General features: G+C 41.0%; 31 protein-coding genes. All 31 read left to right on the forward strand.

Annotated features, from left to right (window positions below):
• Positions 1–8: 8 nt before the first annotated feature.
• The 31 genes from rpmC to HMPREF8578_RS05605 all read left to right on the forward strand — a co-directional run bounded on the left by rpmC (position 9) and on the right by HMPREF8578_RS05605 (position 20,235).
• A complete protein-coding gene (gene rpmC / locus HMPREF8578_RS05455; RefSeq protein WP_000772918.1) occupies positions 9–215 on the forward strand; it encodes a 50S ribosomal protein L29 in 207 nt (68 codons plus the stop codon).
• Between the two features lie 24 nt (positions 216–239).
• On the forward strand, positions 240–500 hold the full coding sequence (gene rpsQ / locus HMPREF8578_RS05460; RefSeq protein WP_000440801.1) for a 30S ribosomal protein S17: 261 nt from the start codon (positions 240–242) through the stop codon (positions 498–500).
• A 25-nt stretch (positions 501–525) separates the two neighbouring features.
• Complete coding sequence (gene rplN, locus HMPREF8578_RS05465; RefSeq protein WP_000616545.1) at positions 526–894, forward strand: 50S ribosomal protein L14; 369 nt, start codon at positions 526–528, stop codon at positions 892–894.
• A gap of 77 nt (positions 895–971) precedes the next feature.
• Entirely contained in the window at positions 972–1,277 is a 306-nt protein-coding gene (rplX, locus tag HMPREF8578_RS05470; RefSeq protein WP_000497691.1) for a 50S ribosomal protein L24, read from the forward strand.
• Between the two features lie 23 nt (positions 1,278–1,300).
• A complete protein-coding gene (gene rplE / locus HMPREF8578_RS05475) occupies positions 1,301–1,843 on the forward strand; it encodes a 50S ribosomal protein L5 (protein WP_000013542.1) in 543 nt (180 codons plus the stop codon).
• Positions 1,844–1,860: 17 nt separating this feature from the next.
• Positions 1,861–2,046, forward strand: coding sequence for a type Z 30S ribosomal protein S14 (locus HMPREF8578_RS05480; RefSeq protein ID WP_001085697.1), 186 nt, complete (start codon positions 1,861–1,863; stop codon positions 2,044–2,046).
• A gap of 213 nt (positions 2,047–2,259) precedes the next feature.
• On the forward strand, positions 2,260–2,658 hold the full coding sequence (gene rpsH / locus HMPREF8578_RS05485; protein ID WP_000245504.1) for a 30S ribosomal protein S8: 399 nt from the start codon (positions 2,260–2,262) through the stop codon (positions 2,656–2,658).
• A 187-nt stretch (positions 2,659–2,845) separates the two neighbouring features.
• A complete protein-coding gene (rplF, locus tag HMPREF8578_RS05490; protein WP_000086623.1) occupies positions 2,846–3,382 on the forward strand; it encodes a 50S ribosomal protein L6 in 537 nt (178 codons plus the stop codon).
• Positions 3,383–3,465: 83 nt separating this feature from the next.
• Complete coding sequence (rplR, locus tag HMPREF8578_RS05495) at positions 3,466–3,822, forward strand: 50S ribosomal protein L18 (protein ID WP_000624044.1); 357 nt, start codon at positions 3,466–3,468, stop codon at positions 3,820–3,822.
• Positions 3,823–3,839: 17 nt separating this feature from the next.
• Positions 3,840–4,334 carry a 30S ribosomal protein S5 gene (gene rpsE / locus HMPREF8578_RS05500; protein ID WP_000874204.1) on the forward strand — a complete coding sequence of 165 codons (495 nt, stop codon included), beginning with the start codon at positions 3,840–3,842 and terminating at the stop codon, positions 4,332–4,334.
• Between the two features lie 13 nt (positions 4,335–4,347).
• Positions 4,348–4,530: a 50S ribosomal protein L30 gene (gene rpmD, locus HMPREF8578_RS05505; RefSeq protein ID WP_000057241.1), complete on the forward strand. Its 183-nt coding sequence runs from the start codon at positions 4,348–4,350 to the stop codon at positions 4,528–4,530.
• 144 nt (positions 4,531–4,674) lie between these two features.
• Positions 4,675–5,115, forward strand: coding sequence for a 50S ribosomal protein L15 (rplO, locus tag HMPREF8578_RS05510; protein ID WP_000766089.1), 441 nt, complete (start codon positions 4,675–4,677; stop codon positions 5,113–5,115).
• Positions 5,116–5,127: 12 nt separating this feature from the next.
• A complete protein-coding gene (gene secY, locus HMPREF8578_RS05515; protein WP_000465385.1) occupies positions 5,128–6,438 on the forward strand; it encodes a preprotein translocase subunit SecY in 1,311 nt (436 codons plus the stop codon).
• A 145-nt stretch (positions 6,439–6,583) separates the two neighbouring features.
• Positions 6,584–7,222: an adenylate kinase gene (locus HMPREF8578_RS05520; protein ID WP_001050433.1), complete on the forward strand. Its 639-nt coding sequence runs from the start codon at positions 6,584–6,586 to the stop codon at positions 7,220–7,222.
• Positions 7,223–7,338: 116 nt separating this feature from the next.
• Positions 7,339–7,557, forward strand: a complete 219-nt coding sequence (gene infA, locus HMPREF8578_RS05525) for a translation initiation factor IF-1 (RefSeq protein ID WP_001029883.1) — start codon at positions 7,339–7,341, stop codon at positions 7,555–7,557.
• A gap of 24 nt (positions 7,558–7,581) precedes the next feature.
• Positions 7,582–7,698 (forward strand): 50S ribosomal protein L36, encoded by a 117-nt coding sequence (gene rpmJ, locus HMPREF8578_RS05530; protein WP_001808836.1) that lies wholly within the window; start codon positions 7,582–7,584, stop codon positions 7,696–7,698.
• Positions 7,699–7,715: 17 nt separating this feature from the next.
• Positions 7,716–8,081 (forward strand): 30S ribosomal protein S13, encoded by a 366-nt coding sequence (rpsM, locus tag HMPREF8578_RS05535; RefSeq protein WP_000090781.1) that lies wholly within the window; start codon positions 7,716–7,718, stop codon positions 8,079–8,081.
• A gap of 17 nt (positions 8,082–8,098) precedes the next feature.
• Positions 8,099–8,482, forward strand: a complete 384-nt coding sequence (rpsK, locus tag HMPREF8578_RS05540) for a 30S ribosomal protein S11 (protein WP_001118385.1) — start codon at positions 8,099–8,101, stop codon at positions 8,480–8,482.
• Positions 8,483–8,524: 42 nt separating this feature from the next.
• A complete protein-coding gene (locus HMPREF8578_RS05545; protein WP_000568993.1) occupies positions 8,525–9,460 on the forward strand; it encodes a DNA-directed RNA polymerase subunit alpha in 936 nt (311 codons plus the stop codon).
• An 11-nt stretch (positions 9,461–9,471) separates the two neighbouring features.
• A complete protein-coding gene (gene rplQ, locus HMPREF8578_RS05550; protein ID WP_000331493.1) occupies positions 9,472–9,858 on the forward strand; it encodes a 50S ribosomal protein L17 in 387 nt (128 codons plus the stop codon).
• Between the two features lie 263 nt (positions 9,859–10,121).
• A complete protein-coding gene (locus HMPREF8578_RS05555) occupies positions 10,122–10,388 on the forward strand; it encodes an ACT domain-containing protein (RefSeq protein ID WP_000644136.1) in 267 nt (88 codons plus the stop codon).
• Between the two features lie 9 nt (positions 10,389–10,397).
• Positions 10,398–11,735, forward strand: coding sequence for a PFL family protein (locus HMPREF8578_RS05560; RefSeq protein WP_000354872.1), 1,338 nt, complete (start codon positions 10,398–10,400; stop codon positions 11,733–11,735).
• Between the two features lie 236 nt (positions 11,736–11,971).
• Complete coding sequence (locus HMPREF8578_RS05565) at positions 11,972–12,664, forward strand: histidine phosphatase family protein (RefSeq protein ID WP_000049283.1); 693 nt, start codon at positions 11,972–11,974, stop codon at positions 12,662–12,664.
• A gap of 158 nt (positions 12,665–12,822) precedes the next feature.
• A complete protein-coding gene (gene leuS, locus HMPREF8578_RS05570) occupies positions 12,823–15,324 on the forward strand; it encodes a leucine--tRNA ligase (RefSeq protein ID WP_000011801.1) in 2,502 nt (833 codons plus the stop codon).
• A gap of 173 nt (positions 15,325–15,497) precedes the next feature.
• The gene (locus tag HMPREF8578_RS05575) at positions 15,498–15,911 is read left to right on the forward strand and encodes a YjdF family protein (protein WP_000407102.1); all 414 of its coding nucleotides are present in this window, start codon (positions 15,498–15,500) and stop codon (positions 15,909–15,911) included.
• A gap of 494 nt (positions 15,912–16,405) precedes the next feature.
• Positions 16,406–17,272 (forward strand): ABC transporter ATP-binding protein, encoded by an 867-nt coding sequence (locus tag HMPREF8578_RS05580; RefSeq protein ID WP_000602882.1) that lies wholly within the window; start codon positions 16,406–16,408, stop codon positions 17,270–17,272.
• Positions 17,272–18,114, forward strand: a complete 843-nt coding sequence (locus HMPREF8578_RS05585; protein ID WP_000880495.1) for an ABC transporter permease — start codon at positions 17,272–17,274, stop codon at positions 18,112–18,114. The genes HMPREF8578_RS05580 and HMPREF8578_RS05585 overlap by 1 nt, the downstream gene beginning before the upstream one ends.
• 18 nt (positions 18,115–18,132) lie before the next feature.
• The gene (locus HMPREF8578_RS05590; protein WP_000701936.1) at positions 18,133–18,588 is read left to right on the forward strand and encodes a LytTR family DNA-binding domain-containing protein; all 456 of its coding nucleotides are present in this window, start codon (positions 18,133–18,135) and stop codon (positions 18,586–18,588) included.
• Positions 18,589–18,597: 9 nt separating this feature from the next.
• Entirely contained in the window at positions 18,598–19,017 is a 420-nt protein-coding gene (locus HMPREF8578_RS05595) for a DUF3021 domain-containing protein (RefSeq protein ID WP_000825484.1), read from the forward strand.
• Positions 19,018–19,111: 94 nt separating this feature from the next.
• Entirely contained in the window at positions 19,112–19,807 is a 696-nt protein-coding gene (locus tag HMPREF8578_RS05600; RefSeq protein ID WP_001122114.1) for a GNAT family N-acetyltransferase, read from the forward strand.
• 11 nt (positions 19,808–19,818) lie between these two features.
• Positions 19,819–20,235, forward strand: a complete 417-nt coding sequence (locus tag HMPREF8578_RS05605) for a GNAT family N-acetyltransferase (protein WP_000628399.1) — start codon at positions 19,819–19,821, stop codon at positions 20,233–20,235.
• Positions 20,236–20,414: the final 179 nt, after the last annotated feature.

Below are 20,414 nucleotides of genomic sequence, written 5' to 3' on the forward strand. Positions count from 1 at the left end.
GAGAAGGCATGAAACTTAATGAAGTAAAAGAATTTGTTAAAGAACTTCGTGGTCTTTCTCAAGAAGAACTCGCGAAGCGCGAAAACGAATTGAAAAAAGAATTGTTTGAACTTCGTTTCCAAGCTGCTACTGGTCAATTGGAACAAACAGCTCGCTTGAAAGAAGTTAAAAAACAAATTGCTCGTATCAAAACAGTTCAATCTGAAGCGAAATAATAGACTAGGGAAGGAGAAATTTCAATGGAACGCAATAATCGTAAAGTTCTTGTTGGACGTGTTGTATCTGACAAAATGGACAAGACAATCACAGTTGTAGTTGAAACAAAACGTAACCACCCAGTCTATGGTAAACGTATTAACTACTCTAAGAAATACAAAGCACATGATGAAAACAATGTTGCCAAAGAAGGCGATATCGTACGTATCATGGAAACTCGTCCGCTTTCAGCTACAAAACGTTTCCGTCTTGTAGAAGTTGTTGAAGAAGCGGTCATCATCTAATCAAACCTGAAAGGAGAAAACTGAAATGATTCAAACAGAAACTCGTTTGAAAGTCGCAGACAACAGCGGTGCGCGCGAAATCTTGACTATCAAAGTTCTTGGTGGTTCAGGACGTAAATTTGCAAACATCGGTGATGTTATCGTGGCATCTGTAAAACAAGCTACTCCTGGTGGTGCGGTTAAAAAAGGTGACGTTGTAAAAGCTGTTATCGTTCGTACTAAATCAGGTGCTCGTCGTGCTGATGGTTCATACATCAAATTTGATGAAAACGCAGCAGTTATCATCCGTGAAGACAAAACTCCTCGCGGAACACGTATCTTTGGTCCAGTTGCACGCGAATTGCGTGAAGGTGGCTTCATGAAGATCGTGTCACTTGCTCCAGAAGTACTTTAATTTTTAAAAACAAACTAGTCCCCTAGCTTAATGCTAGGGTGCCCTTATGGGCGTAAGAAAAATCAAGGAGAAACCTAATGTTTGTAAAAAAAGGCGACAAAGTTCGCGTAATCGCTGGTAAAGATAAGGGAACAGAAGCTGTTGTCCTTACTGCCCTTCCAAAAGTAAACAAAGTTATCGTTGAAGGTGTAAACATCGTTAAGAAACACCAACGTCCAACTAACGAACTTCCTCAAGGTGGTATCATCGAGAAAGAAGCAGCTATCCACGTATCAAACGTTCAAGTTTTGGATAAAAACGGTGTAGCTGGTCGTGTTGGTTACAAATTTGTAGACGGTAAAAAAGTTCGCTACAACAAAAAATCAGGCGAAGTGCTTGATTAATCACGAAGGAAAGGAGAAGTATAATGGCAAATCGTTTAAAAGAAAAATATCTTAATGAAGTAGTTCCTGCTTTGACAGAACAATTCAACTACTCATCAGTGATGGCTGTGCCTAAAGTAGATAAGATCGTTTTGAACATGGGTGTTGGTGAAGCTGTATCAAACGCTAAAAGCCTTGAAAAAGCTGCTGAAGAATTGGCGCTTATCTCAGGTCAAAAACCCCTTATCACTAAAGCTAAAAAATCAATCGCCGGCTTCCGTCTTCGTGAAGGTGTAGCGATCGGTGCAAAAGTTACCCTTCGTGGTGAACGTATGTACGAATTCTTGGACAAATTGGTTTCAGTTTCACTTCCACGTGTGCGTGACTTCCACGGTGTTCCTACAAAATCATTTGATGGACGCGGAAACTACACTCTTGGTGTGAAAGAACAATTGATCTTCCCAGAAATTAACTTTGATGACGTTGACAAAACTCGTGGTCTTGACATCGTTATCGTAACAACTGCTAACACTGACGAAGAGTCACGTGCATTGCTTACAGGCCTTGGAATGCCTTTTGCAAAATAATATAGGAGGTAAATCTAATGGCTAAAAAATCAATGATTGCTAAGAACAAACGTCCAGCGAAGTTCTCTACTCAAGCTTATACTCGTTGTGAAAAATGTGGTCGTCCACATTCAGTTTACCGCAAATTTAAACTTTGCCGTGTTTGCTTCCGTGAATTAGCTTACAAAGGACAAATTCCTGGTGTAACAAAAGCATCTTGGTAATATCATGATACTAAGAGCGTAACAACCACAGCAAAAATAGGAAATTTGGTGAAGGAGCGATGCTCCGAAACAAATTTATCTTTTTTGCACAGGTTGTAGCTCGTGTTCAAATAAGAGTTCTCTCATTTGAATGTGTCAATACTATCTGAGCCCAGCTCAATCATTAACTAGCAAGTGCAACTTGCAAACTACTAGTAAGAGGAGAAAAACAAAATGGTTATGACTGACCCAATCGCAGACTTCCTAACTCGTATTCGTAACGCTAACCAAGCGAAACACGAAGTACTTGAAGTACCTGCATCAAATATCAAAAAAGGGATTGCTGAAATCCTTAAACGCGAAGGTTTTGTTAAGAACGTAGAAATCATCGAAGATGACAAACAAGGCATCATCCGTGTATTCCTTAAATACGGACCAAACGGTGAAAAAGTTATCACTAACTTGAAACGTGTTTCTAAACCAGGACTTCGTGTCTACAAAAAACGTGAAGATCTTCCAAAAGTTCTTAACGGACTTGGAATTGCTATCCTTTCAACTTCTGAAGGTTTGCTTACTGATAAAGAAGCTCGCCAAAAGAACGTTGGTGGAGAAGTTATCGCTTACGTTTGGTAATATTTAGCTCCCAATTTCTTTGTGACTCCTCGTTATCGTCTCTTGCCTAACCCAAAGTTATGCCTACGAGACGATGCCTAGATTCACTTTGAAATTGAAACCTAAATGTTCCTATAAATCGAGAAATCGATTTAACCCCGTGAAAACTGGCTGTAATGGCCTGACAATCTAACAGGAGAAAATAAACATGTCACGTATTGGTAATAAAGTTATCGTGTTGCCTGCTGGTGTTGAAATCACTAACAATGACAACGTTGTAACTGTAAAAGGACCTAAAGGAGAACTTACTCGTGAGTTCTCAAAAGATATTGAAATTCGTGTGGAAGGTACTGAAGTAACTCTTCACCGTCCAAACGATTCAAAAGAAATGAAAACAATCCACGGAACTACTCGTGCTCTTTTGAACAACATGGTAATTGGTGTATCAGAAGGATTCAAGAAAGAACTTGAAATGCGTGGGGTTGGTTACCGTGCACAACTTCAAGGTAAAAAACTTGTTTTGGCTGTTGGTAAATCTCATCCAGACGAAGTTGAAGCTCCAGAAGGAATTACTTTTGAACTTCCAAACCCAACAACAATCGTTGTTAGTGGAATTTCAAAAGAAGTAGTTGGTCAAACAGCTGCTTACGTACGTAGCCTTCGTTCACCAGAACCATATAAAGGTAAAGGTATCCGTTACGTTGGTGAATTCGTTCGCCGTAAAGAAGGTAAAACAGGTAAATAATGTTGAGTGGTTGATTTTCAACCACCAACCTATTTTCCAACTTAGTGCATAGCACACGATTTAAAACTAAAGAGGTGAAAACTGTGATTTCTAAACCAGATAAAAACAAACTCCGCCAAAAACGCCACCGTCGCGTTCGCGGAAAACTCTCTGGAACTGCTGATCGCCCACGTTTGAACGTATTCCGTTCTAATACAGGCATCTACGCTCAAGTGATTGATGACGTAGCGGGTGTAACGCTCGCAAGTGCTTCAACTCTTGACAAAGAAGTTTCAAAAGGAACTAAAACTGAACAAGCCGTTGCTGTCGGTAAACTCGTTGCAGAACGTGCAAACGCTAAAGGTATTTCAGAAGTGGTGTTCGACCGCGGTGGATATCTATATCACGGACGTGTGAAAGCTTTGGCTGATGCAGCTCGTGAAAACGGATTGAAATTCTAATAGGAGGACACTAGAAAATGGCATTTAAAGACAATGCAGTTGAATTAGAAGAACGCGTAGTTGCTGTCAACCGTGTTACAAAAGTTGTTAAAGGTGGACGTCGTCTTCGTTTCGCAGCTCTTGTTGTTGTTGGTGACCACAACGGTCGCGTAGGATTTGGTACTGGTAAGGCTCAAGAAGTTCCAGAAGCAATCCGCAAAGCAGTAGAAGATGCTAAGAAAAACTTGATTGAAGTTCCTATGGTTGGGACAACAATCCCACACGAAGTTCTTTCAGAATTCGGTGGAGCTAAAGTATTGTTGAAACCTGCTGTAGAAGGTTCTGGAGTTGCCGCTGGTGGTGCAGTTCGTGCCGTTGTGGAATTGGCAGGTGTGGCAGATATTACATCTAAATCACTTGGTTCTAACACTCCAATCAACATTGTTCGCGCAACTGTTGAAGGTTTGAAACAATTGAAACGCGCTGAAGAAGTTGCTGCCCTTCGTGGTATCTCAGTTTCTGATTTGGCATAAGAAAGGGGATAAAATGGCTCAAATTAAAATTACTTTGACTAAGTCTCCAATCGGACGCATTCCATCACAACGTAAAACTGTTGTAGCACTTGGACTTGGCAAATTGAACAGCTCTGTTATCAAAGAAGACAACGCTGCTATCCGTGGTATGATCACTGCAGTATCTCACTTGGTAACAGTTGAAGAAGTAAACTAATGAATGTTTAGGGGATGTGGCAATACTCATCCCCTAAAACTAGGTATAGTCATCTAAGATGACAATGTATAGGCGAGTTGGTAAGGGAGACAACCTTTTCTCTCTTATCGGCGCTAGCATTTTACAAAAGAGGAGAAAATAATAATGAAACTTCATGAATTGAAACCTGCAGAAGGTTCTCGTAAAGTACGTAACCGTGTTGGTCGTGGTACTTCATCAGGTAACGGTAAAACATCTGGTCGCGGTCAAAAAGGTCAAAAAGCTCGTAGCGGTGGCGGAGTTCGCCTTGGTTTTGAAGGTGGACAAACTCCATTGTTCCGTCGTCTTCCAAAACGTGGATTCACTAACATCAACGCTAAAGAATACGCAATTGTAAACCTTGACCAATTGAACGTCTTTGAAGACGGTGCAGAAGTAACTCCAGTTGTACTTATCGAAGCAGGAATTGTGAAAGCTGAAAAATCAGGAGTTAAAATTCTTGGTAACGGTGAGTTGACTAAGAAATTGACTGTGAAAGCAGCTAAATTCTCTAAATCAGCTGAGGAAGCTATCACTGCTAAAGGTGGTTCTGTAGAAGTCATCTAAGAGAGGTGACCCATGTTTTTTAAATTACTAAAAGAAGCGCTCAAGGTTAAACAAGTTCGATCAAAAATTCTCTTTACGATTTTTATCATTCTTGTTTTCCGCATTGGGACAAGTATCACTGTTCCAGGTGTAAATGCAAAAAGTTTAGAAGCTCTCAGCGGTTTATCTTTCTTGAACATGCTTAGTCTTGTTTCAGGGAATGCCATGAAGAACTTCTCCGTTTTCGCACTCGGTGTAAGTCCGTATATCACTGCTTCCATCGTTGTTCAATTGCTACAAATGGATATTTTACCGAAGTTTGTAGAATGGGGCAAACAAGGGGAAGTAGGACGGAGAAAACTAAACCAAGCTACTCGTTATATTGCACTTGTACTTGCATTTGTTCAATCTATCGGGATTACAGCAGGATTTAATACTCTATCTGGAGCAAAATTATTAACGACAGCTTTAACTCCACAAGTTTTTGTTACTATTGGTATTATCCTCACAGCAGGTAGTATGATTGTAACTTGGCTCGGGGAACAAATTACAGATAAGGGATACGGAAACGGTGTTTCTATGATCATCTTTGCAGGTATTGTCGCTTCAATCCCTGAGATGATTAAAGGAATCTATGTTGACTACTTCGTCAATATTCCAAGTAGCCGTTTGACTTCATCTATTATCTTTGTTGTTATTTTGATTATCGCTGTCTTGTTGATTGTATACTTTACAACCTTTGTTCAACAGGCAGAATATAAAATTCCAATCCAATATACAAAAGTTGCTCAAGGAGCCCCATCAAGCTCATATCTTCCATTGAAGGTAAACCCAGCGGGGGTTATCCCAGTTATCTTTGCAAGTTCCATCACAGCAGCACCTGCAGCCATTCTTCAGTTTTTGAGTGCTACAGGTCATGATTGGGCTTGGGTACGTACAGCACAGGAAATGTTATCTACAACATCTCCAACAGGTGTTGCCATGTATGCCTTGTTGATCATTCTCTTTACATTCTTCTATACATTTGTACAGATCAATCCAGAGAAAGCAGCAGAAAACTTGCAAAAGAGTGGAGCCTACATTCATGGTGTCCGTCCTGGTAAGGGTACTGAAGAATTCATGTCGAAACTTCTTCGTCGCCTTGCGACTGTCGGATCGATCTTCCTTGGTGTGATTTCAATCTTGCCGATTGTGGCAAAAGATGTCTTTGGTCTTTCAGAAGCTGTTGCTTTTGGGGGAACTAGTCTTTTGATCATTATCTCAACTGGTATCGAAGGAATCAAACAGCTAGAAGGTTACCTATTGAAACGTAAGTATGTTGGTTTCATGGACAAAACAGAATAAAAGCAAGATTACTTTTGCTTAGAGAGTGGAGTATGAAGGTCTATCTATCAGAGAGATTTTCGTCTCCCCTCTTCTATTTTGTTTTTAAATAGGGGTTGAAACGAATTTCTGCTTCTATTTAAATACAAAATAAGGAGATCCTATCATGAATCTTTTGATTATGGGCTTACCTGGAGCAGGTAAGGGAACGCAAGCAGCTAAAATTGTGGAGCAATTCCACGTGGCACACATTTCAACTGGAGATATGTTCCGTGCTGCTATGGCTAATCAAACTGAAATGGGTGTACTTGCCAAGTCATATATTGACAAAGGTGAGTTGGTTCCGGATGAAGTTACAAATGGAATTGTTAAAGAACGCCTTTCTCAGGACGACATCAAAGAAACAGGTTTCTTGTTGGATGGTTACCCACGTACGATTGAACAAGCTCATGCCTTGGACAAAACATTGGCGGAACTTGGTATCGAACTAGAAGGTGTGATCAATATCGAAGTGAATCCAGATTGTCTCTTGGAACGTTTGAGTGGCCGTATCATCCACCGCGAAACAGGTGAAACCTTCCACAAAGTTTTCAACCCACCAGTTGACTACAAAGAAGAAGATTACTACCAACGTGAAGATGATAAACCTGAGACAGTGAAGCGTCGATTGGATGTGAATATTGCACAAGGTGAACCAATCATTGCTCACTACCGTGCCAAAGGTTTAGTCCACGATATCGAAGGAAATCAAGATATCAATGATGTGTTCAAAGACATCGAAAAAGTATTGACAAATTTGAAATAAAGCGTTTTTCACACTTGCAAAAAATCGCTACAAATGTTATACTGAGATAGTCTGACTTATAATTGTTGTCTCTGTTTTCAGGGGCATCGAATCGAAATTTATGGAGGTGCTTTTGCGTGGCAAAAGACGATGTGATTGAAGTTGAAGGCAAAGTAGTCGATACAATGCCTAACGCAATGTTTACGGTTGAACTTGAAAATGGACATCAGATTTTAGCAACAGTTTCTGGTAAAATTCGTAAAAACTATATTCGTATTTTAGCGGGAGATCGTGTTACTGTCGAGATGAGTCCATATGACTTGACACGTGGACGTATCACTTACCGCTTTAAATAATCGAAAAACTTGGAGGGATAAGAAATGAAAGTAAGACCATCGGTCAAACCAATTTGCGAATACTGTAAAGTAATTCGTCGTAATGGTCGTGTTATGGTAATTTGCCCAGCAAATCCAAAACACAAACAACGTCAAGGATAAGATAGAAAGGAGAAAACATGGCTCGTATTGCTGGAGTTGACATTCCAAATGACAAACGCGTAGTAATCTCATTGACTTACGTTTATGGTATCGGACTTGCAACATCTAAGAAAATTTTGGCTGCTGCTGGAATCTCAGAAGATGTTCGTGTACGTGACCTTACATCAGATCAAGAAGATGCTATCCGTCGTGAAGTGGATGCAATCAAAGTTGAAGGTGACCTTCGTCGTGAAGTAAACTTGAACATCAAACGTTTGATGGAAATCGGTTCTTACCGTGGTATTCGTCACCGTCGTGGACTTCCTGTCCGTGGACAAAACACTAAAAACAACGCTCGCACTCGTAAAGGTAAAGCTGTTGCGATTGCTGGTAAGAAAAAATAATATAGGAGGTAAAAGTCTTGGCTAAACCAACACGTAAACGTCGTGTGAAAAAGAATATCGAATCTGGTATTGCTCATATTCACGCTACATTTAATAACACTATTGTTATGATTACTGATGTGCATGGTAATGCAATTGCTTGGTCATCAGCTGGTGCTCTTGGTTTCAAAGGTTCTCGTAAATCTACACCATTCGCTGCTCAAATGGCTTCTGAAGCTGCTGCTAAATCTGCACAAGAACACGGTCTTAAATCAGTTGAAGTTACTGTAAAAGGTCCAGGTTCTGGTCGTGAGTCAGCTATTCGTGCGCTTGCTGCCGCTGGTCTTGAAGTAACAGCAATTCGTGATGTGACTCCAGTGCCACACAATGGTGCTCGTCCTCCAAAACGTCGCCGTGTATAATCATCGCATTACACTGCTTTTCGTTTAAGAGGGAGTAACTAAATGATTGAGTTTGAAAAACCAAATATAACAAAAATTGATGAAAATAAAGATTATGGCAAGTTTGTAATCGAACCACTTGAACGTGGTTACGGTACAACTCTTGGTAACTCTCTTCGTCGTGTACTACTAGCTTCTCTACCAGGAGCAGCAGTGACATCTATCAACATTGAAGGTGTCTTGCATGAGTTCGACACAGTTCCAGGTGTTCGTGAAGACGTGATGCAAATCATTCTGAACATTAAAGGGATTGCAGTAAAATCATACGTTGAAGACGAAAAAATCATTGAGCTTGACGTTGAAGGTCCTGCTGAAATTACAGCTGGAGACATTTTGACTGACAGTGATATTGAGATTGTAAATCCAGATCATTATCTCTTTACAATCGGTGAAGGTTCTTCTCTAAAAGCGACAATGACTGTTAACAGTGGTCGTGGATATGTACCTGCTGATGAAAACAAAAAAGATAATGCACCAGTTGGAACACTTGCTGTAGATTCTATTTATACACCAGTTACAAAAGTCAACTATCAAGTTGAACCTGCTCGTGTAGGTAGCAATGATGGATTTGACAAATTAACCCTTGAAATCTTGACTAATGGAACAATTATTCCAGAAGATGCTTTAGGGCTTTCAGCACGTATTTTGACAGAACATCTTGATTTGTTTACAAATCTTACAGAGATTGCTAAGTCAACTGAAGTGATGAAAGAAGCTGATACTGAATCTGACGATCGTATTTTGGATCGTACGATTGAGGAACTGGACTTGTCTGTGCGTTCATACAACTGTTTGAAACGTGCCGGTATCAACACTGTGCATGATTTGACAGAAAAATCTGAAGCAGAGATGATGAAAGTACGAAATCTTGGACGCAAGAGTTTGGAAGAAGTGAAACTCAAACTCATTGATTTGGGTCTTGGATTAAAAGATAAATAAAGGAGGAATACATGGCTTACCGTAAACTAGGACGCACTAGCTCACAACGTAAAGCAATGCTTCGCGATTTGACAACTGACCTTTTGATCAACGAATCGATCGTGACAACTGAAGCTCGTGCTAAAGAAATCCGTAAAACTGTTGAAAAAATGATTACTCTAGGTAAACGTGGTGATTTGCATGCACGTCGTCAAGCAGCTGCTTTCGTACGTAATGAAATCGCATCTGAAAACTATGATGAAGCAACTGACAAGTACACTTCTACTACAGCACTTCAAAAATTGTTCTCAGAAATCGCACCTCGTTATGCTGAACGTAACGGTGGATACACTCGTATCCTTAAAACTGAACCACGTCGTGGTGATGCTGCGCCAATGGCGATCATCGAATTAGTATAAAATCATCAATTTTGTTGAGTGTTATGATGATGGAGTCTTGTGCTCTTAGTCTAGCTCTGGTCTACCGCTGGGACTTCGGTCCTAGCGGGAACACTCATCATCATTTGATAGGGTAGACGCTTGTTTACGAAATTGTTTTTTGTTTAAGAACAACTTCGTAAGCAGGCGTTTTTTAGTATTTTTTTCGGAAATATGCTATACTAAGGAAAAAGAAAATCAAAAACGTTCAGGTTTTCTAATAATCGTAGAATGGGAGTCTAAAGATGAAGGCTATTATTACAGTGGTTGGCAAGGACAAGACTGGTATTGTTGCAGGCGTGTCTACTAAAATTGCAGAATTGGGTTTGAATATTGACGATATTTCTCAAACAGTACTGGATGAGTATTTTACCATGATGGCAGTCGTATCTAGTGATAAAAAGCAGGATTTTACAACTCTGCGAAATGAGTTTAAAAGCTTTGGGCAAACTTTGAATGTGAAAATCAATATCCAAAGTGCAGCGATTTTTGACGCCATGTATAATATCTAGGAGGTTATCATGGATATTAGACAAGTTACGGAAACCATTGCCATGATCGAAGAGCAGAACTTCGATATCAGAACTATCACCATGGGGATTTCCCTTTTGGACTGTATTGATCCAGACATCGAACGTGCTGCTGAAAAAATTTACCAAAAAATCACAACTAAAGCTGCAAATCTGGTGGCTGTTGGAGATGAAATTGCTGCAGAACTAGGCATTCCTATTGTCAATAAACGAGTATCGGTGACTCCGATTTCCTTGATTGGAGCAGCGACTGATGCGACAGACTATCTTGTTTTGGCAAAGGTTCTTGATAGGGCTGCTAAGGAGATCGGTGTTGACTTTATTGGTGGATTCTCAGCTTTGGTACAAAAAGGCTACCAAAAAGGAGATGAAATTCTCATCAATTCTATCCCTCGTGCTCTAGCTGAGACAGACAAGGTTTGTTCGTCCGTCAATATCGGCTCGACCAAGTCAGGTATCAACATGACTGCGGTCGCTGATATGGGACGTATCATCAAGGAAACAGCTGCGCTATCAGATATGGGTGCGGCCAAATTAGTCGTATTTGCTAATGCTGTTGAGGACAATCCTTTTATGGCAGGGGCCTTTCATGGTGTTGGCGAAGCAGATGTTATCATCAATGTCGGGGTTTCGGGTCCTGGTGTGGTCAAGCGTGCCTTGGAAAAAGTTCGTGGACAGAGCTTTGATGTGGTAGCGGAAACAGTCAAGAAAACGGCCTTCAAGATTACTCGTATCGGTCAGCTGGTTGGGCAAATGGCGAGTGAACGCCTTGGTGTTGACTTTGGAATTGTCGACCTAAGTCTGGCTCCTACTCCTGCGGTTGGTGATTCTGTGGCTCGTGTCCTTGAGGAAATGGGCTTAGAAACAGTTGGTACGCATGGGACGACGGCTGCCCTCGCTCTTTTGAATGACCAAGTTAAGAAGGGTGGAGTGATGGCTTGTAACCAAGTCGGTGGCTTGTCAGGTGCTTTTATCCCCGTTTCTGAAGATGAGGGGATGATTGCTGCGGTGCAAGATGGCTCTCTAAATTTAGAGAAACTAGAGGCTATGACGGCTATCTGTTCTGTTGGGTTGGATATGATTGCCATTCCGGAAGATACGCCTGCTGAAACCATTGCGGCTATGATTGCGGATGAGGCGGCAATCGGTGTTATTAACATGAAAACGACAGCTGTCCGTATTATTCCAAAGGGCAAAGAAGGCGATATGATTGAGTTTGGTGGCTTGCTAGGGACAGCTCCAGTTATGAAGGTTAACGGGGCTTCGTCTGTTGATTTCATCTCTCGCGGTGGGCAAATCCCAGCTCCAATCCATAGTTTTAAAAATTAATAAAAAAGCGAGAGGATTTAAGTTGAGTTTAAGGATGACTGTGTATACTATAATCATTAAATAAAGACCTCCTAACTTTATTTAATAGAAATCCTAAACTTTTTCATAATAATCTCCTAGGGAAGCTACCATGAGGGTAGCTTTTCTTTTGGATAATTTACAAATGTTGGCTTTGCTTTTGAAAGCCGAATATTTCTTTGATCCATGATATAATAGAAGAAAATGGAGGATAGAAAATGTCTAAAGTAAGATTGTATTTGGTCCGTCATGGGAAAACGATGTTTAACACCATTGGACGTGCTCAAGGATGGAGTGATACACCTCTGACTGCAGAAGGTGAGTTGGGAATCCATGAACTGGGAATTGGCTTGAGAGAGTCTGGTTTGCAGTTTGACCGCGCTTATTCCAGTGATTCAGGGCGGACTATTCAAACCATGGGAATTATCCTAGAAGAACTTGGCCTACAGGGGAAAATCCCTTACCGCATGGACAAGCGAATCCGTGAGTGGTGCTTTGGTAGTTTTGATGGAGCCTATGATGGGGACCTCTTTATGGGATTGATTCCGAGAATTTTCAATGTAGACCATGTTCATCAGTTGTCCTATGCAGAACTAGCAGAAGGTTTGGTAGAGGTTGATACAGCAGGCTGGGCTGAAGGTTGGGAAAAACTCAGTGGTCGAATCAAGGAAGGCTTTGAAGCGATTGCCAAAGAAATGGAAGAACAAGGTGGGGGCAATGCTCTCGTCGTAAGCCATGGAATGACCATTGGTACCATTGTGTATCTAATCAATAGCATGCATCCGCATGGTCTCGATAATGGTAGCGTAACGATCCTTGAATATGAGAACGGGCAGTTTAGTGTAGAAGTTGTTGGTGACCGTAGCTACCGAGAACTAGGGTGTGAGAAGATGGGAGAAATAAAAAATTGATAGAAGTTAGCTCCGATTAGGAGCTATCTTTTATTCTGCTTAGCAAGATTGTTTTCGGTGCCAATCTTTCTTGACAATGGAGGGAAAAGATTCTTTCTCGACTTTCAAATTCCCCCAAAAATGGTATAATAGTAACATCATAAAATTGGAGAAATAGCATGAGTTTTTACAATCATAAAGAAATTGAGCCCAAGTGGCAGGGCTATTGGGCCCAACATCATACATTTAAGACAGGAACAGATGCGTCAAAACCGAAGTTTTATGCTCTCGACATGTTCCCTTATCCTTCAGGAGCCGGATTGCACGTAGGACACCCAGAAGGTTACACAGCAACGGATATTCTCGGCCGTTACAAACGTGCGCAAGGCTATAATGTCCTTCACCCAATGGGTTGGGATGCCTTTGGATTGCCTGCAGAGCAATACGCCATGGATACGGGAAATGACCCGGCAGAATTTACAGCGGAAAATATTGCTAACTTCAAACGCCAAATCAATGCGCTTGGCTTCTCTTACGACTGGGATCGTGAAGTCAACACAACAGATCCAAACTACTACAAGTGGACGCAGTGGATCTTCACCAAGCTTTACGAAAAAGGCTTGGCCTATGAAGCGGAAGTGCCAGTAAATTGGGTCGAAGAATTGGGAACGGCCATTGCCAACGAAGAAGTCCTTCCTGACGGAACTTCTGAGCGTGGTGGCTATCCTGTTGTCCGCAAACCAATGCGCCAATGGATGCTCAAAATTACGGCCTATGCAGAGCGCTTGCTTAACGACTTGGATGAGTTGGATTGGCCAGAGTCTATCAAGGATATGCAACGTAACTGGATCGGGAAATCAACTGGTGCCAATGTAACCTTCAAAGTAAAAGGAACAGACAAGGAATTCACCGTCTTTACTACTCGTCCGGATACCCTTTTCGGTGCGACCTTCACAGTCTTGGCTCCTGAGCATGATTTGGTAGATGCTATCGTCAGTCCAGAACAAGCTGAAGCCGTAGCAGACTACAAACATCAAGCTAGTCTCAAGTCTGACTTAGCTCGTACCGACCTTGCCAAGGAAAAAACAGGGGTTTGGACGGGTGCTTATGCCATCAACCCTGTCAATGGTAAAGAAATCCCAATCTGGATTGCTGACTACGTTCTTGCTAGCTATGGAACAGGTGCGGTAATGGCTGTACCTGCTCATGATCAACGTGACTGGGAATTTGCCAAACAATTTGACCTTCCAATCGTAGAAGTGTTGGAAGGTGGAAAGGTTGAAGAAGCTGCCTACACAGAGGATGGTCTTCACGTTAATTCAGACTTCCTAGATGGATTGAACAAAGAAGACGCTATTGCCAAGATTGTGGCTTGGTTGGAAGAAAAAGGTTGTGGTCAAGAGAAGGTTACCTATCGTCTCCGCGACTGGCTCTTTAGTCGTCAACGTTACTGGGGGGAACCAATCCCAATCATTCATTGGGAAGATGGAACTTCAACAGCAGTTCCAGAAAGTGACTTGCCACTTGTCTTGCCAGTAACCAAGGACATCCGCCCCTCAGGTACAGGGGAAAGTCCACTAGCTAATTTGACAGACTGGCTTGAAGTGGCTCGTGAAGATGGCGTCAAAGGTCGTCGTGAGACCAATACCATGCCACAATGGGCAGGTTCAAGTTGGTACTATCTTCGCTATATCGACCCACACAATACTGAGAAATTGGCTGATGAGGACCTTCTCAAACAATGGTTGCCAGTAGATATCTACGTGGGTGGTGCGGAGCATGCTGTTCTTCACTTGCTCTACGCTCGTTTCTGGCACAAATTCCTCTATGACCTCGGTGTTGTTCCGACTAAGGAACCATTCCAAAAACTCTTTAACCAAGGAATGATTTTGGGAACAAGCTACCGTGACCACCGTGGAGCTCTTGTAGCGACTGACAAAGTTGAAAAACGTGACGGATCCTTCTTCCATGTGGAAACAGGAGAAGAGTTGGAGCAAGCACCAGCCAAGATGTCTAAATCCCTCAAGAACGTTGTCAACCCAGACGACGTAGTGGAACAATACGGTGCCGATACTCTTCGTGTTTATGAAATGTTCATGGGACCACTTGACGCCTCAATCGCTTGGTCAGAAGAAGGTTTGGAAGGAAGCCGTAAATTCCTCGACCGTGTTTACCGTTTGATTACAAGTAAAGAAATCGCTGCGGAAAACAATGGTGCTCTTGACAAGGTCTACAATGAAACAGTCAAAGCTGTCACTGAGCAAATCGAGTCCATGAAATTCAACACAGCCATTGCCCAACTCATGGTCTTTGTCAACGCTGCCAACAAGGAAGACAAACTCTATGTGGACTACGCCAAAGGCTTTATTCAGTTGATCGCCCCATTTGCGCCTCACTTGGCAGAAGAACTCTGGCAAACTGTTGCTGCAACAGGTGAGTCTATCTCTTACGTGACTTGGCCAACATGGGATGAAAGTAAATTAGTTGAAGACGAAATCGAAATTGTCGTTCAAATCAAAGGAAAAGTCCGTGCCAAACTCATGGTCGCTAAAGACCTGTCACGCGAAGAATTGCAAGAAATTGCTTTTGCTGACGAAAAAGTCAAAGTGGAGATTGATGGCAAGGAAATCGTGAAGGTGATTGCAGTACCTAATAAATTGGTTAATATCGTTGTGAAATAAGATAGGAATCCTTCAGAGTAGAATCTGGAGGATTTTTAAATTGGATTATGCTATAATAGTCTCAACTAAGATAAAAACACAGTTCTGGTTGGTAGTCCAGACGTAGGCAAGCCTATCAGTAACCTTCCTCCTTGGTTGTCCATTCTTAGGGATAGATTTAAGGAGGTGCTGTCATGGAAATCGTTTCAATTGGCTTGACAGTTTATTTTGAAGATGGATTTTGGCATGGATTGTTTGAACAAGAGTATGAGGGAACTTATCAAGTTTGTCGTGTGACATTTGGTCAGGAACCAAAAGAGGATGAAATTTTGAAACTTTTACAGACTCAGTTTGCTCGGTTATCTTTTAGTCCAGAGGCGACAGTCAAACAGCATGTGAAGATTAAGAATCCGAAGCGTCTGCAGCGAGCTGTAAAGAAACAGGTGAAGCAGAAAGTTTCTTCTAAGTCACAAGAGCTCTTACAGTTGCAGTACGAGGAACGAAAAAAGCATTCAAAACAACAATCTAGTCTCCAAAAGCAATTGCTCAAGCAAGAGAAATTTGAACGCAAACAGCAAAAACGTAGAGAGAAGCACAAGGGGCACTAGTGACTCTCTCTTTCATAAAATAGAACAGCTCTTCTTGGATAACAAGAGCTGTTTTTGCTTGTATTGAAGATTTCTTTCCTAATAGATAGACTTATCGTTAATGGCAGTTTCAAATTCAGGACCATACTTGCTTGCTTCAAATTCAATCCTGCCCCATTCAGCATTTTCATTTTACTAGAAGGGAGTGTGTGACATGATTTCTGATTCATTTTTTATTGTTTGGTTTAGCGAGAACAATACTATTGACTCTTGGATTTTTCTGCCGGATGCTATAAAATGCCTCTTTTATAGCACATGTTTAAAAATATAATGTGTGGTTGTAAGTGATTTTAAACTTCCTCTAGTGATTCGATAGGAGAAAAACGAGCCTGCTCTACTTTAATTTAACCCCCATTATTTTACCACTTAGCCTTTCATTTTAACTGCTTATCTCAAAAGTCGATTTTTCTTTCATTCTTTTTGTTAAACTAGTGTGGTTAAGAGGAGGAAAAAATATGATTTTACAAGCTAAACATTTGACTAAACGGTACGGCAATCATATGGCTGTTGATGATATTCAGTTAGAGTTTGAAAAAGGAAGTTTCAATGCTATTTTGGGACCCAATGGTGCAGGGAAATCAACCACCATTTCCATGTTAATCGGTTTGAAAAATCCGACACAAGGTCAGATTCGATATGCGCCAAATACGAAAATCGGAGTGGTTTTTCAAGCTAGTGTACTGGATGAGATGTTGACGGTTAGGGAAAATCTCACGATTCGTGCTCAACAGTATAAGGAGATTGCGGCAAGTCGTGTGGATGATTTGATTCATCAACTGGGTTTGACTGCTTTCCAGAAACAACTATATGGGACTTTGTCAGGTGGGCAAAAACGTCGGGTTGATATTGCGCGTGCTCTTCTTTCGCGACCAGATATTCTTTTCTTGGATGAACCAACGACAGGTCTTGATATTCAAACTCGCAAATCCATCTGGGATCTACTGTATCGACTACAAAAGGATGAAGGGATGACTATTATCTTAACGACTCATTATCTGGATGAAGCGGATGAAGCGGATCAGATCTATATCGTTGATCATGGGAAAGTGATTGCGCAAGGTTCTGCGACTGCTATTAAAAGCCAGTATGCATCTAATATCCTAAAAATTCGTTTTAAGGAAATGAAGGATCTAGAAAAATTGCGACAGACTGGAATGACAGTCGAGGAAGAAAATGTGATGGAATATCTTTTTTATCCAAGGACGTCACAGGAAGCCATTGAATATTTGGCAAAAGTTCGAGAAGAAATTGATTCTTTTGAGTTTCGCCCAGGTACTATGGATGATGCCTTTATTGCACTTACAGGAAGAGAGGTTCGCTAATGCTAGCTTTATTGAAACGGAATTTTATCTTATATTTTCGTAATCGTTCGGGGGTATTTTTCTCATTATTGGGGGCATTGATTTCCTTCCTCCTTTATATTATTTTTTTGCAGAAGAATTTGACGGATTCTTGGTCCCAACTCCCTAATAGTACGAACCTTTTAAATAACTGGCTGATGGGTGGGACCTTGGCTGTGACTGGGATGACAACCAGTTTTACAGCTCTTAAACAAATGGTTCAGGACCGCGAAAATCAAGTGGATCAAGATCTTTTCTTGACAGATTTAGGTAACTGGGCCTTACAGGCGTCCTATCTAATCAGTAGTATTGTCATTTCTTTTGTCATGCAGGTGTTTATGTATGCTGTTATGAGTTTTTATTTTAAAGAGAGCCCAGTTATCAGCTATTTACCGGAAATCGCTTTGATTATGTTGTTAAGCAGTCTGCTTTCAAGTCTGGTAAATGTTCTCTTGATTTACCGTTTTCAATCTGTAGATAGCCTTGGTAAACTGGCAACGATAGTGGGAACTGCCTCTGGATTTTTAGTAGGAACTTATATCCCCATTGGAGTACTACCTGATTCTGCACAGCTTTTCATGAAATGTACCCCTGCAACTTATATTGCTTCTCTCTATCGACAAGTCTTGATGAAAGAGCGATTAGAGATCGCATTTTCAGGAAATAACAGTCTGTTACAGGAATTTCAAGAAAAAATGGGAATCCAAATCAACTGGCAAGAACTATTGACAAAGGAAGAAACATACTTTATAGTGGTTATTATCAGTCTCGTCGCTATTCTTCTTTGGATGTTATTTGTTAAAGTGTTTAGCAAGAGAAAATAAAGATGTATTGGAGAGAAAATGAAGATTCGTTTTGAAATGAAGACAGAGTTTTCAGAAAAAGACCCACACATTTTAATTCAGGCGGCTCAGTTAACCGACCAAGCAAGAGAGGTCATGGAGTATTTAGAACAATTTTCAACGACCAATCAGGTGGTCATTCCTATTCGAACGGATGATCATCTGCTTATGGTGAAAATTGAGGATCTTATTCTAGCAGATATCGATAAGAATTTGTTGACCATTTATACGGTAGATGGGATTTATAAAACTAAGGAAACATTGACAAACTTTCAGAATCGGGTTAACCGGCGTAATTTCATACAGATATCACGTCATTCAGTTATAAACATTGACCATCTAGAGTCATTATCGGATAGCTTTTCAGGGAACATGATGGCTAAGATGACTCGGGGTATCAAATCGAGTGTGAGTCGGAAATACGTTAAGTCCTTAATGGATTATCTAGGTTTATAGGAGAAAATCATGAAGCGATTGATTGCTTATTTTGTATCGGGAATGCGTACGGCCTCCTTTGTTTATTTGAGTTTGGTGTTATTGGCTCAGTTTTATTCAGGTATTACCTATCCTGCACCAACGACAAAAAATATTCTAGCTTTGTTTTTGATGAGTGGAATTATGGGGGTATTGACTTTAATCCTTGAAAGACTAGAGTTTATTGCTTATAGTATGCGTGTAGGAGTTCATTTGTTAGCGACAGCTACTATTTTAGTATTGACCTACTTATTTTTTGGCTGGGGTTCAGCATTGTTGAGTCCCTTGCTTTGGTTCTTTTTCTTATTAATTTATGGACTGATATGGTTGTACCAGATCTGGCAAACTCACAAGCTCACCCAACGAATTAATCAAGCCTTAGAAGATAAAAGAAAGAAAACGAATCACTAATGTAGTGTTGAGGATGAGGTTTGAGGAGAGTGCTAGTTTCCATATAGAGCAAATTATGATATAGTATTTTCAGCGTAAAACAAGGAGAAAAACGATGCCAATAAACGAATATGGTCAGATAATTGGTGAGTCAATGGAAGGTTATACTCCAGGAGAATTGCCTTCCATTGATTTCTTAGAAGGGCGCTACGCTCGGATAGAGACTCTTTCGGTGGAAAAGCATGCGGAGGATCTGCTAGCTGTTTATGGTCCGGATACGCCTCGTGAGATGTGGACCTACCTTTTTCAGGAACCAGTGGCAGATATGGAGGAACTGGTTACTATCTTAAATCAGATGTTGGCTCGTAAGGACCGTTTTTACTATGCGATTATAGACAAGGCGACTGGTAAGGCTTTGGGGACTTTTTCTCTCATGCGTATTGACCAGAATAACCGAGTAATAGAAGTGGGAGCTGTCACTTTTTCTCCAGAACTCAGGGGAACACGTATAGGGACAGAGGCTCAATATCTCCTAGCTCGGTATGTTTTTGAGGAGCTTAACTATCGTCGCTATGAGTGGAAATGCGATGCTCTAAATCTGCCATCCAGACGAGCTGCGGAGCGTTTGGGCTTTGTTTATGAAGGAACCTTCCGTCAGGCAGTCGTTTATAAGGGGCGTACGAGAGATACGGATTGGTTGTCTATGATTGATAAGGACTGGCCTCAAGTCAAAGATCGTTTAGAAACATGGTTGGCTCCTGAAAATTTTGATAAAAATGGACGACAGTACAAGAGCTTGAGAGAACTTTAAGAGGTGTTGACATGATCACTATTAAAAAGCAAGAAATTGTCAAGTTAGAGGATGTTTTGCATCTCTATCAGGCTGTCGGTTGGACAAATTATACACATCAACCTCAGATGTTGGAGAAGGCCTTGTCTCACTCATTAGCAATTTATCTAGCACTTGATGGCGATGCCGTGGTGGGCTTGGTCCGTTTGGTCGGAGATGGTTTTTCATCGATTTTTGTCCAGGATTTGATCGTTTTGCCTAGCTATCAGCGCCAAGGGATTGGTAGCGACTTGATGAAAGAGGCTTTAGGTGACTTCAAAGATGCCTATCAAGTCCAACTAGTGACCGATCAGACAGAAAAAAACTTGGGATTCTATCGTTCTCTGGGATTTGAAACCTTATCTACTTATGATTGTACAGGAATGATTTGGGTGGATCGAAAAAGATAAAAAAATTATTTTTTCTTAAGTAAAGTTTAAGTCTCCTCTTGTATCATATAGTTATTAAATAAAGACCTCCTAATACTTTTCGAAAATCTCATCAACCTTCGTTAGAGTCGACTTAGCTAACTATCGTTATGCTTGTGTCTATCTGCCTAGTCTGATTTCGATTTTCATTGAGTACCCTT

Origin of the sequence: Streptococcus oralis ATCC 49296 (assembly GCF_000185265.1) — a bacterium.
GTDB classification, from domain to species: domain Bacteria; phylum Bacillota; class Bacilli; order Lactobacillales; family Streptococcaceae; genus Streptococcus; species Streptococcus oralis_BC.

What these genes read in the sequence shown, in the direction of transcription:
- rplO (WP_000766089.1), top strand. Translation starts at nt 4,675, where the DNA reads ATGAAACTTCATGAATTGAAACCTGCAGAAGGTTCTCGTAAAGTACGT.
- secY (WP_000465385.1), top strand. Translation starts at nt 5,128, where the DNA reads ATGTTTTTTAAATTACTAAAAGAAGCGCTCAAGGTTAAACAAGTTCGA.
- HMPREF8578_RS05545 (WP_000568993.1), top strand. Translation starts at nt 8,525, where the DNA reads ATGATTGAGTTTGAAAAACCAAATATAACAAAAATTGATGAAAATAAA.
- rpsE (WP_000874204.1), top strand. Translation starts at nt 3,840, where the DNA reads ATGGCATTTAAAGACAATGCAGTTGAATTAGAAGAACGCGTAGTTGCT.
- rpsQ (WP_000440801.1), top strand. Translation starts at nt 240, where the DNA reads ATGGAACGCAATAATCGTAAAGTTCTTGTTGGACGTGTTGTATCTGAC.
- HMPREF8578_RS05605 (WP_000628399.1), top strand. Translation starts at nt 19,819, where the DNA reads ATGATCACTATTAAAAAGCAAGAAATTGTCAAGTTAGAGGATGTTTTG.
- HMPREF8578_RS05575 (WP_000407102.1), top strand. Translation starts at nt 15,498, where the DNA reads ATGGAAATCGTTTCAATTGGCTTGACAGTTTATTTTGAAGATGGATTT.
- rplE (WP_000013542.1), top strand. Translation starts at nt 1,301, where the DNA reads ATGGCAAATCGTTTAAAAGAAAAATATCTTAATGAAGTAGTTCCTGCT.
- HMPREF8578_RS05560 (WP_000354872.1), top strand. Translation starts at nt 10,398, where the DNA reads ATGGATATTAGACAAGTTACGGAAACCATTGCCATGATCGAAGAGCAG.
- rplQ (WP_000331493.1), top strand. Translation starts at nt 9,472, where the DNA reads ATGGCTTACCGTAAACTAGGACGCACTAGCTCACAACGTAAAGCAATG.
- rplN (WP_000616545.1), top strand. Translation starts at nt 526, where the DNA reads ATGATTCAAACAGAAACTCGTTTGAAAGTCGCAGACAACAGCGGTGCG.
- HMPREF8578_RS05600 (WP_001122114.1), top strand. Translation starts at nt 19,112, where the DNA reads ATGCCAATAAACGAATATGGTCAGATAATTGGTGAGTCAATGGAAGGT.
- rpsH (WP_000245504.1), top strand. Translation starts at nt 2,260, where the DNA reads ATGGTTATGACTGACCCAATCGCAGACTTCCTAACTCGTATTCGTAAC.
- HMPREF8578_RS05595 (WP_000825484.1), top strand. Translation starts at nt 18,598, where the DNA reads ATGAAGCGATTGATTGCTTATTTTGTATCGGGAATGCGTACGGCCTCC.
- leuS (WP_000011801.1), top strand. Translation starts at nt 12,823, where the DNA reads ATGAGTTTTTACAATCATAAAGAAATTGAGCCCAAGTGGCAGGGCTAT.
- HMPREF8578_RS05590 (WP_000701936.1), top strand. Translation starts at nt 18,133, where the DNA reads ATGAAGATTCGTTTTGAAATGAAGACAGAGTTTTCAGAAAAAGACCCA.
- HMPREF8578_RS05565 (WP_000049283.1), top strand. Translation starts at nt 11,972, where the DNA reads ATGTCTAAAGTAAGATTGTATTTGGTCCGTCATGGGAAAACGATGTTT.
- rpsM (WP_000090781.1), top strand. Translation starts at nt 7,716, where the DNA reads ATGGCTCGTATTGCTGGAGTTGACATTCCAAATGACAAACGCGTAGTA.
- rpmC (WP_000772918.1), top strand. Translation starts at nt 9, where the DNA reads ATGAAACTTAATGAAGTAAAAGAATTTGTTAAAGAACTTCGTGGTCTT.
- rplF (WP_000086623.1), top strand. Translation starts at nt 2,846, where the DNA reads ATGTCACGTATTGGTAATAAAGTTATCGTGTTGCCTGCTGGTGTTGAA.
- HMPREF8578_RS05480 (WP_001085697.1), top strand. Translation starts at nt 1,861, where the DNA reads ATGGCTAAAAAATCAATGATTGCTAAGAACAAACGTCCAGCGAAGTTC.
- HMPREF8578_RS05555 (WP_000644136.1), top strand. Translation starts at nt 10,122, where the DNA reads ATGAAGGCTATTATTACAGTGGTTGGCAAGGACAAGACTGGTATTGTT.
- rpmD (WP_000057241.1), top strand. Translation starts at nt 4,348, where the DNA reads ATGGCTCAAATTAAAATTACTTTGACTAAGTCTCCAATCGGACGCATT.
- HMPREF8578_RS05520 (WP_001050433.1), top strand. Translation starts at nt 6,584, where the DNA reads ATGAATCTTTTGATTATGGGCTTACCTGGAGCAGGTAAGGGAACGCAA.
- rplX (WP_000497691.1), top strand. Translation starts at nt 972, where the DNA reads ATGTTTGTAAAAAAAGGCGACAAAGTTCGCGTAATCGCTGGTAAAGAT.
- HMPREF8578_RS05580 (WP_000602882.1), top strand. Translation starts at nt 16,406, where the DNA reads ATGATTTTACAAGCTAAACATTTGACTAAACGGTACGGCAATCATATG.
- rpmJ (WP_001808836.1), top strand. Translation starts at nt 7,582, where the DNA reads ATGAAAGTAAGACCATCGGTCAAACCAATTTGCGAATACTGTAAAGTA.
- HMPREF8578_RS05585 (WP_000880495.1), top strand. Translation starts at nt 17,272, where the DNA reads ATGCTAGCTTTATTGAAACGGAATTTTATCTTATATTTTCGTAATCGT.